The organism is Pseudomonas sp. S3(2024), assembly GCF_036861315.1.
Taxonomy (GTDB): Bacteria; Pseudomonadota; Gammaproteobacteria; order Pseudomonadales; family Pseudomonadaceae; genus Aquipseudomonas; species Aquipseudomonas putida_A.
In genome coordinates, this window is record NZ_JAZAQQ010000006.1 from 160,533 (window position 1) to 173,979 (window position 13,447).

At 61.7% G+C, this 13,447-nt stretch carries 12 protein-coding genes; all 12 read left to right on the top strand.

Annotation, left to right across the window (positions count from 1 at the left end; translation table 11 throughout):
- The first annotated feature begins 23 nt into the window (after positions 1 to 23).
- Complete coding sequence (gene arnB / locus VLA07_RS17215) at positions 24 to 1,172, top strand: UDP-4-amino-4-deoxy-L-arabinose aminotransferase (RefSeq protein WP_330207912.1); 1,149 nt, start codon at positions 24 to 26, stop codon at positions 1,170 to 1,172.
- Complete coding sequence (gene arnC / locus VLA07_RS17220; RefSeq protein ID WP_123586304.1) at positions 1,169 to 2,200, top strand: undecaprenyl-phosphate 4-deoxy-4-formamido-L-arabinose transferase; 1,032 nt, start codon at positions 1,169 to 1,171, stop codon at positions 2,198 to 2,200. The genes arnB and arnC overlap by 4 nt, the downstream gene beginning before the upstream one ends.
- Positions 2,197 to 4,188, top strand: a complete 1,992-nt coding sequence (gene arnA, locus VLA07_RS17225; RefSeq protein WP_333989871.1) for a bifunctional UDP-4-amino-4-deoxy-L-arabinose formyltransferase/UDP-glucuronic acid oxidase ArnA — start codon at positions 2,197 to 2,199, stop codon at positions 4,186 to 4,188. The genes arnC and arnA overlap by 4 nt, the downstream gene beginning before the upstream one ends.
- Positions 4,188 to 5,072 carry a 4-deoxy-4-formamido-L-arabinose-phosphoundecaprenol deformylase gene (gene arnD, locus VLA07_RS17230; RefSeq protein ID WP_333989872.1) on the top strand — a complete coding sequence of 295 codons (885 nt, stop codon included), beginning with the start codon at positions 4,188 to 4,190 and terminating at the stop codon, positions 5,070 to 5,072. The genes arnA and arnD overlap by 1 nt, the downstream gene beginning before the upstream one ends.
- The gene (arnT, locus tag VLA07_RS17235; protein WP_183785028.1) at positions 5,069 to 6,718 is read left to right on the top strand and encodes a lipid IV(A) 4-amino-4-deoxy-L-arabinosyltransferase; all 1,650 of its coding nucleotides are present in this window, start codon (positions 5,069 to 5,071) and stop codon (positions 6,716 to 6,718) included. The genes arnD and arnT overlap by 4 nt, the downstream gene beginning before the upstream one ends.
- The gene (gene arnE, locus VLA07_RS17240; RefSeq protein ID WP_097089729.1) at positions 6,715 to 7,059 is read left to right on the top strand and encodes a 4-amino-4-deoxy-L-arabinose-phosphoundecaprenol flippase subunit ArnE; all 345 of its coding nucleotides are present in this window, start codon (positions 6,715 to 6,717) and stop codon (positions 7,057 to 7,059) included. Before arnT ends, arnE begins: the two co-directional genes overlap by 4 nt.
- Complete coding sequence (gene arnF / locus VLA07_RS17245) at positions 7,056 to 7,469, top strand: 4-amino-4-deoxy-L-arabinose-phosphoundecaprenol flippase subunit ArnF (RefSeq protein WP_103367180.1); 414 nt, start codon at positions 7,056 to 7,058, stop codon at positions 7,467 to 7,469. Before arnE ends, arnF begins: the two co-directional genes overlap by 4 nt.
- Complete coding sequence (locus VLA07_RS17250) at positions 7,466 to 8,845, top strand: UDP-glucose dehydrogenase family protein (RefSeq protein ID WP_333989877.1); 1,380 nt, start codon at positions 7,466 to 7,468, stop codon at positions 8,843 to 8,845. Before arnF ends, VLA07_RS17250 begins: the two co-directional genes overlap by 4 nt.
- Positions 8,842 to 10,440 carry an ArnT family glycosyltransferase gene (locus VLA07_RS17255; protein ID WP_333989879.1) on the top strand — a complete coding sequence of 533 codons (1,599 nt, stop codon included), beginning with the start codon at positions 8,842 to 8,844 and terminating at the stop codon, positions 10,438 to 10,440. The genes VLA07_RS17250 and VLA07_RS17255 overlap by 4 nt, the downstream gene beginning before the upstream one ends.
- 80 nt (positions 10,441 to 10,520) lie before the next feature.
- Positions 10,521 to 11,039, top strand: coding sequence for a GNAT family N-acetyltransferase (locus tag VLA07_RS17260; RefSeq protein WP_333989882.1), 519 nt, complete (start codon positions 10,521 to 10,523; stop codon positions 11,037 to 11,039).
- 207 nt (positions 11,040 to 11,246) lie between these two features.
- Positions 11,247 to 12,425, top strand: a complete 1,179-nt coding sequence (locus tag VLA07_RS17265) for an MFS transporter (RefSeq protein ID WP_333989884.1) — start codon at positions 11,247 to 11,249, stop codon at positions 12,423 to 12,425.
- A gap of 154 nt (positions 12,426 to 12,579) precedes the next feature.
- Positions 12,580 to 13,269 (top strand): HPP family protein, encoded by a 690-nt coding sequence (locus VLA07_RS17270; protein ID WP_150370541.1) that lies wholly within the window; start codon positions 12,580 to 12,582, stop codon positions 13,267 to 13,269.
- Positions 13,270 to 13,447: the final 178 nt, after the last annotated feature.

Below are 13,447 nucleotides of genomic sequence, written 5' to 3' on the forward strand. Positions count from 1 at the left end.
ATTTTTTTTGTAATGAGGTGCCCATGAGTCAGGCGTTTCTCCCCTTCTCCCGCCCAAGTATTGGCGATGAGGAAATTGCCGCTGTCGAGCAGGTGTTGCGCTCGGGCTGGATCACCACGGGGCCGAAAAACCAGGCACTCGAAGAGCAGTTTGCGCAGTATGTGGGTTGCAAGCACGCGGTGGCCCTGTCTTCGGCCACCGGCGGCATGCACATCACGCTGCTGGCCCTGGGCATCGGCCCGGGCGACGAAGTCATCACCCCGTCGCAGACCTGGGTCTCGACCGCCAACATGATCTCCCTGCTGGGCGCCAAACCGGTGTTTGTCGATGTCGACCGCGACACGCTGATGACCGACGCTGCGCGCATTGAAGCGGCCATCACTCCGCGAACCAAAGCAATCATTCCGGTGCACTACGCCGGCGCTGCATTCGATCTCGATCCGCTGTATGCCCTGGCCGACAAGCACGGCATCCCGGTCATCGAAGACGCCGCCCACGCCGCCGGCACCCGCTACAAGGGGCGCCACGTCGGTTCGCAAGGCACGGCGATCTTCTCGTTCCATGCGATCAAGAACATGACCTGTGCCGAAGGCGCGATGTTCGTCACCGACGACGAAGCCCTTGCCAGCCGCGTGCGCATGCTCAAATTCCACGGCCTGGGCGTTGACGCCTATGACCGTCTGACCGGTGGCCGCAAGCCGCAGGCGCAAGTGATGGAACCGGGTTTCAAGTACAACCTGGCCGACATCAACGCCGCGATTGCCCTGGTGCAGTTGCAACGTCTGGACGAAATCAACACTCGCCGCACCGAGCTGGCCACCAGCTACCTGCAAAAATTCGAAGGCCTGCCGGTGCAACCGCTGGCCCTGCCCGCCTATGCCCAGCAACACGCCTGGCACCTGTTCATCCTGCGCATCGACAGCGAGCGTTGCGGCATGGACCGCGAAGCGTTCATGAAGGCGTTGCAGGATCAGGGCATCGGCACCGGTATCCATTTCATCGCCACCCACCTGCACACCTGGTATCGCCAGCGTGACCCCGACCTCTACCTGCCCAACACCGAATGGAACTCGGCGCGGCTGTGCTCGATTCCGCTGTTCCCCGACATGACCGGTCAAGACCTTGACCGGGTGGTCGGTGCCATCGCTCAAATCATGGAAAAACGCCTGTGAAACCTTATCCAATCCGTAGCGTGTCGATCGTCATTCCGGTCTACAACGAACAGGAAAGCCTGCCCGAGCTGCTGCGTCGTACCGAGGCGGCCTGCCGCCAGTTGCACCACGATTTTGAAATCGTGCTGGTCGACGACGGCAGCCGCGACGAATCGGCGAACATGCTCGAAGAAGCCGCCGGGCGTGAAAACAGCCCGTTCGTGGCGGTCATCCTCAACCGCAACTATGGTCAGCACGCCGCGATCATGGCCGGTTTCGAACAGTGCAAGGGCGACGTGGTGATCACCCTCGACGCCGATCTGCAGAACCCGCCGGAAGAAATCCCACGGCTGGTGGCCGAGGCCGAAAAAGGTTACGACGTGGTCGGCACCGTGCGCGGCAATCGTCAGGATTCGGCGCTGCGCCGTTATCCGTCGAAGCTGATCAACCTTGCCGTGCAACGCTCCACCGGCGTCGCCATGAGCGACTACGGCTGCATGCTGCGCGCCTACCGCCGCACCATCATCGACGCGATGCTCGCCTGCCGCGAACGCAGCACGTTCATCCCGATCCTGGCCAACAGCTTCGCCCGTCACACCACCGAAATCGTCGTGGCCCACGCCGAGCGTGAACACGGCGACTCGAAATACAGCCCGATGCGCCTGATCAACCTGATGTTCGATCTGGTCACCTGCATGACCACCACCCCGCTGCGCTTGCTCAGCATCGTCGGCTTCGCCATGGCCGGCTTGGGCGTGCTGTTCGCGATTGCGTTGATTGTCTTGCGTCTGGCCTTCGGTGCCGGTTGGGCCGGTGACGGCATGTTCGTGCTGTTCGCCGTGCTGTTTGTGTTCACCGGTGGTCAGTTCATCGGCATGGGGCTGCTGGGTGAATACCTCGGCCGCATGTACAGCGATGTGCGCGCCCGTCCACGTTTCTTCATCGAAAAGGTGTTGCGCAGCCAGCCGGCCGCTCCGGCCCCTGCCGTCACCGTTGATGGTCTTTCTTCTACCGCTACTTCTTCCACTTCCGATCAGGTTCTCTCATGAGTGCAAAAACTGTTGTCTTCGCCTACCACGATATTGGCTGCGCCGGCATTGAAGCCCTGCTCAACAGCGGCTATGACATTGCAGCAGTGTTCACTCACGCCGATGATCCGAAAGAAAACGCGTTCTATGCCTCGGTTGCACAGCTGTGCGCCAACAAAGGCATCCCGGTCCACGCCCCGGAAGACGCCAACCACCCGCTGTGGATCGAGCGCATCGCCAAGCTGGATCCGGAGTACATTTTCTCCTTCTACTACCGCAATCTGCTGAGCGAACCACTGCTGGCCCTGGCCAAAAAAGGCGCGTTCAACCTGCACGGTTCGCTGCTGCCACGCTATCGCGGCCGCGCTCCGGCGAACTGGGTGCTGGTCAACGGCGAAACCGAAACCGGCGTGACCCTGCACCGCATGGTCAAGCGCGCTGATGCCGGCGCCATCGTTGCCCAGCAACGCGTTGCCATCGAGCGCAGCGACACCGGCCTGACCCTGCACGCCAAACTGCGCACTGCCGCCAGCGACCTGCTGCGCGACACCCTGCCGAACATGCTGCAAGGCCAGATCACTGAAACCCCGCAAGACGAATCGAAAGCCACCGTGTTCGGTCGCCGCACCCCGGCGGACGGCAAACTGGTCTGGGCCAAACCGGCTGAAGAACTGTTCAATCTGGTGCGCGCCGTCACCCGTCCTTACCCGGGCGCGTTCTGCGCCGTGGGCGAGCACAAACTGATTGTCTGGAGCGCCGAGGTCGTCAAGGGCAACGAAGGCCAGGCGCCAGGTCGCGTGATCAGCGTCGATCCGCTGCGCATTGCCTGCGGTCAGGACTCGCTGGTGATCAACGCCGGTCAGCGCAACGACAACGGCCTGTACCTCAGCGGCCCGCAACTGGCCAACGAACTGGGTCTGGTCGATGGCTCGCTGCTGCGCGGCGCCGAATCCGGTCGTGCGCCACGTCGTACTCGCGTACTGATCCTGGGCGTCAACGGTTTCATCGGTAACCACCTGTCCGAGCGCCTGCTGCGTGACGACCGCTACGAAGTCTACGGTCTGGACATCGGCTCCGACGCCATCGACCGTCTGCGCAGCCACCCGAACTTCCACTTCGTCGAAGGCGACATCAGCATTCACTCCGAGTGGATCGAGTACCACATCAAGAAGTGCGACGTGGTCCTGCCGCTGGTGGCCATCGCCACCCCGATCGAATACACCCGCAACCCACTGCGCGTATTCGAGCTGGACTTCGAAGAAAACCTGAAACTGGTTCGCTACTGCGTCAAGTACAACAAGCGCGTGATTTTCCCGTCGACTTCGGAAGTCTATGGCATGTGCCAGGACAAGAACTTCGACGAAGACAGCTCGAACCTGATCGTTGGCCCGATCAACAAGCAGCGCTGGATCTACTCGGTCTCCAAACAACTGCTGGACCGCGTGATCTGGGCTTACGGCGCCAAGGGCCTGAACTTCACCCTGTTCCGTCCGTTCAACTGGATGGGCCCGCGTCTGGACCGTCTGGATTCGGCCCGTATCGGCAGCTCCCGTGCGATCACCCAGTTGATCCTCAACCTGGTGGAAGGTACGCCGATCCGTCTGTTCGACGGTGGCGAGCAGAAGCGTTGCTTCACTGACATCGCTGACGGCGTTGAAGCCCTGGCGCGGATCATCGACAACGACAACGATGTCTGCAACGGCCAGATCATCAACATCGGCAACCCGGACAACGAAGCCAGCATCCGTCAGTTGGGCGAAGAGCTGCTGCGTCAGTTCGAAGCGCACCCGCTGCGTCACAACTTCCCTCCGTTCGCCGGTTTCCGCGACGTGGAAAGCAAGGCGTTCTACGGTGCCGGTTACCAGGACGTGGAACACCGCAAGCCAAGCATCGCCAACGCCAAGCGCCTGCTGAACTGGGAGCCGACCGTGGAAATGCGCGAGACCATCGGCAATACCCTGGACTTCTTCCTGCGTGAAGCCATGCTCGAAATCGCGGACAAGAAGTAATGCAGGCAGGTCTTCGTATCGATGTCGACACCTACCGTGGCACCCGTGAAGGTGTGCCACGACTGTTGGAGATGCTCGACGAGGCGCAGGTCAAGGCAACGTTTTTCTTCAGTGTCGGCCCGGACAACATGGGTCGGCATCTGTGGCGCCTGATCCGCCCGCAGTTCCTCTGGAAAATGCTGCGCTCCAACGCTGCCGGCCTCTACGGCTGGGACATTTTGCTGGCCGGCACTGCCTGGCCCGGCAAACCGATTGGCCGTGATCTCGGGCACCTGATGCGTCAGGCCCGGGACGCCGGTCACGAAGTCGGCCTGCACGCCTGGGATCACCATGGCTGGCAGGCCAACGCCGGGCGCTGGAGCGACGCGCAACTGATCGAACAGATCCGGCGCGGCGTCGACACCTTGAGCGACATCCTCGGCGAAAAGATCCAGTGTTCGGCCGCCGCCGGCTGGCGTGCGGACGAGCGCGTGATTGAGGCCAAACAGGCCTTCGGCTTTCGCTATAACAGCGATTGCCGCGGGCAGAGCCTGTTCCGTCCGCTGCTGGCGGACGGCTCGCTGGGAACTCCGCAGATTCCGGTGGACCTGCCGACCTTCGACGAAGTCGTCGGCCCGCACGTGGCGGCGAAGGACTTCAACGCCTTCATCCTCGACCGGTTCCAGGCGCAAGCACTCAACGTCTACACCATTCATGCCGAAGTAGAAGGGATTCTGATGGCTCAGGACTTTCGTCAATTGCTGGCCGATGCACGCCAGCGCAATATTGACTTCAAACCCTTGGGCGACTTATTGCCCGAGTTTTTCAACACCCTGCCCGTGGGCCGCGTGCAACGCGGTGTGCTCGAAGGCCGTGAAGGCTGGCTGGGAGTGCAAGGCGCATGACCAGACGCTGGGCACTGCCGCTGTTGGTCGGCCTTTGTCTGCTGGCCTATCTGTTGCCGTTGAGCACCCATGGCCTGTGGATCCCCGACGAAACCCGTTACGCACAGATCAGCCAGGACATGCTGCTCAGTGGCAACTGGGTGTCGCCGCATTTCATGGGGCTGCGGTATTTCGAGAAGCCTATTGCCGGCTACTGGATGATCGCCATCGGCCAGGAACTGTTCGGGCAGAACCTGTTCGGCGTGCGCTTCGCGTCGGCCCTCAGCACGGCTTTGAGTGTGCTGCTGGCCTACCTGGTCGCGCGCCGGTTGTGGAACGATCCGCGCAAGAGCTTCGTCTGCGCCCTGCTCTACATGAGTTTCACCGTCGTCGCCGGTCAGGCCGGGTACGCCAACCTCGATCCGCAGTTCACCTTTTGGGTCAACCTGAGTCTGGTGGCGCTGTGGTTTGCGCTTGACAGCAAAAGCACCGGGCACCGCCTGGGCGCCTGGGCGCTACTGGGGCTGGCCTGCGGCATGGGCTTCATGACCAAGGGCTTTCTCGCCTGGTTGCTGCCGGTACTGATCGCGTTGCCGTGGATGCTCTGGCAGAAACGCTGGCGTGAACTACTGGTGTTCGGTCCGGTGGCGATCGCCATCGCGATCATCGTCAGCTTGCCGTGGGCGCTGGCGGTGCACGCACAGGAACCGGATTACTGGCGGTTCTTCTTCTGGCACGAACACATCCGCCGCTTTGCCGGTGACGATGCGCAGCACGATGCACCGTGGTGGTTCTACCTGCCGCTGCTGGTGGCATTCAGTCTGCCGTGGGTTGGCCTGTTGCCGACCGCGTTCAAGCAAGCCTGGCAAACCCGGGCCCAGCCGAACATGGTCTTTCTGTTGTTGTGGTTGTGGCTGCCGCTGGGCTTTTTCAGCCTGAGCAACGGCAAGCTGCCGACCTACATTCTGCCGTGCCTGTTGCCGTTGGCACTGCTGCTGGGCAATGCGCTGGCTGATCGCTTGCGTCTGGAACAAGGTCGGGCGCTGGGGATCAACGGTCTGCTGAACCTGCTGCTGGGTGTGGTCACGCTGATCGCACTGGTTTACCTGCAATTGAACAAACCGGTGTACGACCACGAACTGCACAGCCTGGTGCTGGTGTTCATCGCCCTGATCGGCTGGATCATCGCCAACCTGGCGCAAGCGTTCCTGCCGCTGCAGTGCTGGGCGGCGCCGGCGCTGGGCAGTCTGTTGCTGGCGGGGATCCTGCCGGCGGCGTTGCCCAAGTCGGTGGTGGCCAACAAAACCCCGGATCAGTTCATCCGCCACCATGTCACCGAACTGTCCGGCGCCACACACCTGCTGAGCAATGATCTGGGCGCGGCGGCAGCGCTGGCCTGGCGCATGAAACAACCGGAGGTCGCGCTGTACAACACGGTCGGCGAACTCAAATACGGTCTGTCCTACCCGGAAGGCGCTGAACGCCGACTCACCAAGGACAACGTTCAACAATGGGTACGTGAAGCGCGCCGCAGCGGCTCGGTCGGCGTGCTGATGCGCGTCAAGGGTCAGGACGAGCTCGAAGAGCTGGACCTGCTGCCCAAGGACGGTACCCGTTATGAGTCGGGCAATCTGGTGATCATGGTGCTGCCCAAGGATCCGTCATGAGCTGGTTGCTGTTACTGACAGCGTGTCTGCTGACCTGCCTGGGGCAAGTCGCGCAGAAATTCGCCGTGGAGAGCTGGCGCGGCGTTGATTCGTCCTGGGCCGACAAACTGCGTTCGCCGTGGTTGTGGCTGGCGCTGTTTTCACTCGGCAGCGGGCTGCTGGTCTGGCTGCTGGTGCTGCAACGTCTTGAAGTGGGCATCGCTTACCCGATGCTCAGCCTCAACTTCGTGCTGATCACCCTGATTGCCCGCTTCGTCTTTCGCGAGCCCATCGACCGCCAGCATTGGCTGGGCGTGGCGCTGGTGATCGGCGGCGTGGTTTTGCTGGGGCAACAGTCATGAACCAAGCGCGTGGAATCGGTTTTGCTCTGGGCAGCGTAATGCTGGTCAGTGGCGCCCAACTGGGCATGCGCTGGAGCATGACGCGCCTGCCGCAACCGGAACAATGGCTGACGGCGCTGAGCACCGGCAGTGTCGATCTGTCGGCAATGGCCGTGGTGGTGGCGGCGATTTTCGCCTACGCCCTGTCGATGCTCTGCTGGCTCGCGGCCTTGCGCGATCTGCCGCTGGGCCGGGCTTATTCACTATTGAGCATCAGCTACGCGCTGGTGTACCTGCTGGCGGCCAGTCTGCCGTTGTTCAACGAATCGTTCAGTTTCACTAAATCGCTGGGCGTGGCACTGGTCATGCTCGGGGTCATCACTATTAACACTCGTCCGTCTCGTGCGCCCGAATTCAGGAGTGCTCCATGAAAATCACAGTATTTGGTAGCGGTTATGTCGGCCTGGTGCAGGCCGCCGTGTTGGCCGAAGTCGGTCACGACGTCGTGTGCATGGACATCGATCAGAAGAAAGTCGAACTGCTGCGCCAGGGTCACGTCAGCATCTTCGAACCGGGCCTGTCGAGCCTGGTGCGCGAAGGCCTGGACTCCGGCCGCCTGCATTTCACTTCCGATGAAAAACTCGCCGTACAGCACGGTCGCGTCGCGTTCATCGCCGTCGGTACACCGTCCAGCGAAGACGGCTCGGCTGACTTGAAATACGTGCTGTCGGTAGGTGACGCCGTGGCGCGCCACCGTGAGCAGCCGCTGATCCTGGTGGAAAAATCCACCGTACCGGTCGGCACCGGCGACACCCTGCGTGCGCACATTCAGGCCGCGCTGGACAAGACCGGTCGTGAGCTGCAGTTCGATATCGTCTCCAACCCGGAATTCCTCAAGGAAGGTTCGGCGGTGGCCGACTGCCGTCGTCCGGACCGCATCGTCATCGGCTGCGAAGGTGACGAAGTGCAAGATGTGATGCGCGACCTGTACTCGCCGTTCAACCGCAACCATGACCGCATCATGTTCATGGACCTGCGCAGCGCCGAGCTGACCAAATACGCCGCCAACTGCATGCTGGCGACCAAGATCAGCTTCATCAACCAGATTGCCGAACTGGCCGAACACCTGGGCGCCGACATCGAGTCGGTGCGTCAGGGCATCGGTGCCGACACGCGCATCGGTTACCACTTCATCTACCCGGGCTGCGGTTATGGTGGCTCGTGCTTCCCGAAAGACATGCGCGCGCTGATCCACAGCGCCGAGCAGGCACACTGCTCCAGTGACCTGCTGCAAGCGGTCGAGGCGATCAACGAGCGGCAGAAGCACAAGCTGTTCGACCGTATCAACGCGTTCTACAAGGGTGACCTGCGCGGCAAGACCTTTGCCCTGTGGGGCCTGGCGTTCAAGCCAAACACCGACGACATGCGCGACGCACCGAGCCGCGTGCTGCTCGACTCGCTGTTCGCTGCCGGCGCCAGCGTGCGCGCGTTCGACCCGGAAGCCATGCAGGAAACCCAGCATCTGTACCCGAACGAAGAAAAACTGATGCTGATGGGCACCCCGGAATCGGTGCTGGCGGGTTCCGATGCGCTGATCATCTGCACCGAATGGCAGCAGTTCAAGGCGCCGGACTTCGACCTGATCGAGCAACGCCTGAAAGCCCCGGTGATCTTCGACGGCCGCAACCTGTACGACGCCGAGCGTCTGGCACGCAACGGCTTCAAGTACTTCCCGATCGGCCGTGGCGACTCGCGCAAACTGCCGATGCCACTGCAGCAATGGCCTAACACTGCGGACGTAGCTTGATCACGTTGTCGCCTGTCATCCGCCGGCAGTCCCTGATCGCAGGGCTGCTGGCGCTGCTGTTGTTCATCGCCGGGGTTTACGGACAGGCTCCCATTGGCTTCGATTCACGGTTCGTACTGTTTGCCCAGGAAATGTTGCGACACGGGCCAACCGTTTTTCCGACCACCTACGGCCAACCGTACGCCGACTATTCGGCGCTCTCGACGCTGTTCATCTGGTTGTTGTCGTTGCCCTTTGGCGCGGTCAACACCCTGACGGCATGGCTGCCGAGCGCCATTGCCGGCGGTGTGATCGTGACGTTGATGTATCGCTTGCTGGCGGTGCATTCGCAGCGCTGGGCGCTGATCAGTATTGCGCTGCTGATGCTCACCAGCACCTTTGTCACCGAAGTGCGCGCGGTGTCGCAAGACCTGATGCTCGCCGCCGTGGCGCTGTCGGTGTTTTACCTCGGCTACGCACACGACCACTTCGGCTCGCGCCGGCGCTGGCCGCTGATCTTTGTCCTGTTGTTGCTGGGCTTCGGGATTCGCGGGCCTATCGGCCTGGTGGTACCGACCGGCATGCTCTGCAGTTACTACCTGCTCAACCGTGAGTGGAAACGCCTCTTCGTGTTCGGCGTGATCGCTTCTGTGTTACTCGCAGCGTGTGTCAGCCTGCTGTTGTGGCTGGCGAAACTCAGCGGTGGCGAAGCCTTCCTGCAAGACGTGATTCGTATGCAGTTCATGGGGCGCATGGACGGCAGTGAGGGCGTCAGTGGTTCGCTGTATTACTTCACCAGCTCCTTCGGCAATTACGCACTGGCGTATCCGCTGGCGATTCTGGCGTTGGCCGCGACCTGGCTGAGCAAACCGCATCAGCGCGGGCCAGCGTTGCGTCTGGTGCAATATTGCGCCGCCGCCGGGCTGATCGTCATGGTCGGTCTGTCGATTCCACAGGCGAAGAAGGCGCGTTACCTGCTGCCGATGTTGCCGATGGCGGCGATCATCGCGGCGTACCCGTTTCAGGTGCTGCACGGACGAGTGTTCCGCGTATTGCGTGGGGTGATTCAAGGCATTTGGCTGGTGACACCGGGGCTGTTGATGGTGGCCCTGCTGGTTGCCAAGCACCGTTTTCCCGAGCAGCTCGACGGCATCACCCTGGTGCTGGTCGTGCTCGGCGTTCTGCAATTGCTCGCGTTGTCGCGTCTGATGATCCCGCGCTGGCGGGCCGAAGTGTTGGCGCTGTGCTCGGTGTTAGCCTTGTGGACGGTGTATGCCGCGGTGTTCGAACCGGTGGAGCGACGTCTGTACGACACGCAGGCGTTCAGTCGTGCTGCCTTCGCGCAGGTGCAGCAGAACCCGGCCCCGCTGGTGCTGCACGGCATGGGCAAAGACGCCAAAGCGATCAAGTTCATGGTCAATGTCGAGCAGGATCTGCAACCGCAGTTCACCGAAACGGTACAGCAACTCGAAGCCCTCAAAGCCCCGGCCTGGTTGATGATGGACAGCAAGGACCTGCAATCGCTGCAAGGCACCTCGCTGGCCAGCCTGCAACCGGTGCTGACCGGGCGTTTCGACAAGAACGATTACGTGCTGTTGTATCTGAAGCCCTTGTAGGAACTGATTGAGGCTGCGATCTTTTGTGCTTTCAGGAAAAAGATCGCAGCCTGCGGCAGCTTCTACAGGGACTGTTTACCATGAGTTTTGTTGTACGCCGGGCGCGGCAGAATGATGCCGCCGCCCTCCCCGCCATCGAACGCTCGGCCGCCGAGCTGTTTCGCACAGATCCTACCCTCGCCTGGCTTGCCGACACCGACGTGGCCAGCGCCGCGCAACACCGCCAAGCCATCGACAATGCGTACGTCTGGATTGCAGAGAGCGCCACGGCACGACTTGCAGGATTCATTCGCGCGCGGGCAATCGCTAAGCAACTGCACATTGAAGAACTGTCCGTCAGCCAAGCGTTTCAGGGCCAGGGCGCGGGCCGTCAACTGGTGCTGGCCGCGATTGAACATGCCCGCCTTCAGCACATGCACGCCGTGACCCTGACCACGTTTCGCGACGTGCCGTGGAATGCGCCGTTTTATCAGCGGATGGGGTTTGTGGAAGTCGAACCCGGTGAGCACGAAGCGCATTTGCTCGATGCTCTGCAGAAAGAAATCGAGCATGGCTTTGCCGCCGAGCGACGCTGCGCAATGCACCTGCCCCTCGACTGAGAACACTGCAAATCCCCTCTGTGGGAGCGGGCTTGCTCGCGAAGGCAGTGTGTCTGCTAATAAATATGCTGAATGTGCCGGCCCCTTCGCGAGCAAGCCCGCTCCCACAGAGAGGAATTGCGGTGTGTCAGGTTGACCGCCGAGCGGGACCCGGTGAGGATGGCAAGGCTCACCCGCGCATTCTGAAATAAGGACATTGATCTCTTCGTGGCCACCTACTCCCGCCTGATCCGCCGACTGATGATCACCTCGCTGAGCATCGTCATCAGCCGTGCCCTGATCAGCCCGCTGTTGACCCTGTTCCTCAGCAACAAACTGGGTCTCAACCCGCAAGACGTCGGCCTGCTGTTGGGCATCGCCGTGTTCAGTGCCACGCTGTTGTCGCTGTACGGCGGCTACATCATCGATCGCCTCGACAAGCGCCAACTATTGATCCTGACCATGCTTTCCAGCGGTGTCGGCCTGATGCTGCTGACCTTCGCGCAGAATCTGTACCTGGTCACGCTGGTGCTGATCATCAGTGAAACGGCGTCGGCGCTGTTCCTGATCTGTTCCAAAGCGATGCTCAGTGAAAACCTGCCGGTCGGCCAGCGGGTCAAGGCGTTTTCGCTGAACTACACGCTGACCAATATTGGCTACGCCGTCGGCCCGATGATCGGCGTGGTGATTGCCGGGGTTCAGCCTTCAGCGCCATTTATCGTCGCCGGGCTGATTGCCGCTGGCAGCGTTTTCCTGTTGCTGGGCGTCTCTCGCGAGGTCAGCCCGCTGTCGCAGGCGAGCCAGCCGCAGAGCTTCCTGAAGACGCTGATCATTCTGAAAAACGACCGCACGATGATCCTGTTCACCCTCGGTTGCCTGCTCAGCACCCTGGTTCACGGGCGCTTCACCCTGTACCTGTCGCAGTATCTGCTGGTGACCCACACGCAGGAGCAGACCCTCGACACCATGGCCGCCCTGCTCGCCTGCAACGCGATCACGGTGATCCTGCTGCAATACCAGATCGGCCGCTTCCTCAAGCGTGAGCACCTGCGGTTCTGGATTGCCGGCGGCACCGCGTTGTTCATCGTCGGTCTGATCGGCTTCAGCCTGGCCGACAGTCTGGTCGGCTGGTGCGTGGCGATGTTCATCTTCACCCTCGGCGAGATGATCATCTATCCGGCGGATTTCCTCTTCGTCGACACCCTCGCGCCCGAAGAGCTGCGCGGCAGTTACTACGGTGCGCAGAACCTCGCGGCACTGGGCGGTGCGCTAAGTCCGGTGATGTGCGGGTTCCTGCTGATGCACACGCCGGCGCCGAGCATGTTCTACGCCTTGAGCGCTCTGGCGGCGTTGGGTGGGTACTTGTGTTTCGTCAGTGGACGCCGCGTGGCGACAACTCAAAAATAATGCACTGAAGCAGCATTTATATGAATTTGTCAGCATCGACTTTGCACGGCACACTGTGCGCGTTCCTCCCCCAATAGTTGGAACGCTTCGAGGACTTTCCGAAACGGACAAGTCCTTTTTTTTGCCCCGAATTTACTGCAAGGACCCGATTCACATGCTCGCTCGCTGGTTGCCCGCCGCCATCAACACCCGCCCCACCGAATGGAGCCGCGCCGCCATCGGCATGGCGCTGGGCACCTTGTTCAGCGTCTGGGCGTGCAGTCAGGTGTTCGGCATTGAGGTCGCGTATCACCTGATCGGGCCGTTGGGCGCTTCAGCGGTGTTGCTGTTTGCCGTCTCATCGGGCGCCCTCGCGCAACCCTGGTCGATCATCGGCGGCTACCTGTGCGCCAGCGTGGTCGCGCTGCTGGTGGCCCACGTCCTCGGCCGAACCCTCGGCAGCGCCTGCCTGGCGGCGGGCATGGCACTGATCCTGATGTGTTGGCTGCGTTGCCTGCATCCACCGGCCGGCGCCTTGGCGCTGACGCTGGTGCTGGCCGATCCGGCCACCATCGCCATGGACTGGAAAGCCATGGAACCGGTGATGCTCGCCGCCGCCTGCATGCTGCTCAGCGCGCTGGCCTACAACAACCTGACGCGCATCCGCTATCCGAAACGCCCGGCCGAGCCAGCGCCGCCGCAGGCTCCCGTCGACAGCCAATCAATTACCGCCGAGGACTTGAAACTGGCATTGGCCGACATGGAAGCGTTTATCGACGTCACTCCCGAAGACCTCGAACAACTGATCCACGCCAGCGAGCTGCACGCCAAACGCCGCAGCATCGGTGAAGTTTTCACCCGTTAAGCACCTGAATCTCTGTGGCGAGGGAGCTTGCTCCCGCTCGGCTGCGCAGCAGTCGTAAACTCGCCGTGTCGGGCCGCTTCGCAGCCCGGCGGGAGCAAGCTCCCTCGCCACAAAGGCAATCCTCAACCTGCTGCAAAAACGCAAACTCCCCCTGCACATATCCCGGTTGTACACGGCA

What these genes read in the sequence shown, in the direction of transcription:
- arnB (WP_330207912.1), top strand. Translation starts at nt 24, where the DNA reads ATGAGTCAGGCGTTTCTCCCCTTCTCCCGCCCAAGTATTGGCGATGAG.
- arnA (WP_333989871.1), top strand. Translation starts at nt 2,197, where the DNA reads ATGAGTGCAAAAACTGTTGTCTTCGCCTACCACGATATTGGCTGCGCC.
- arnD (WP_333989872.1), top strand. Translation starts at nt 4,188, where the DNA reads ATGCAGGCAGGTCTTCGTATCGATGTCGACACCTACCGTGGCACCCGT.
- arnT (WP_183785028.1), top strand. Translation starts at nt 5,069, where the DNA reads ATGACCAGACGCTGGGCACTGCCGCTGTTGGTCGGCCTTTGTCTGCTG.
- arnE (WP_097089729.1), top strand. Translation starts at nt 6,715, where the DNA reads ATGAGCTGGTTGCTGTTACTGACAGCGTGTCTGCTGACCTGCCTGGGG.
- arnF (WP_103367180.1), top strand. Translation starts at nt 7,056, where the DNA reads ATGAACCAAGCGCGTGGAATCGGTTTTGCTCTGGGCAGCGTAATGCTG.
- VLA07_RS17250 (WP_333989877.1), top strand. Translation starts at nt 7,466, where the DNA reads ATGAAAATCACAGTATTTGGTAGCGGTTATGTCGGCCTGGTGCAGGCC.
- VLA07_RS17260 (WP_333989882.1), top strand. Translation starts at nt 10,521, where the DNA reads ATGAGTTTTGTTGTACGCCGGGCGCGGCAGAATGATGCCGCCGCCCTC.
- VLA07_RS17270 (WP_150370541.1), top strand. Translation starts at nt 12,580, where the DNA reads ATGCTCGCTCGCTGGTTGCCCGCCGCCATCAACACCCGCCCCACCGAA.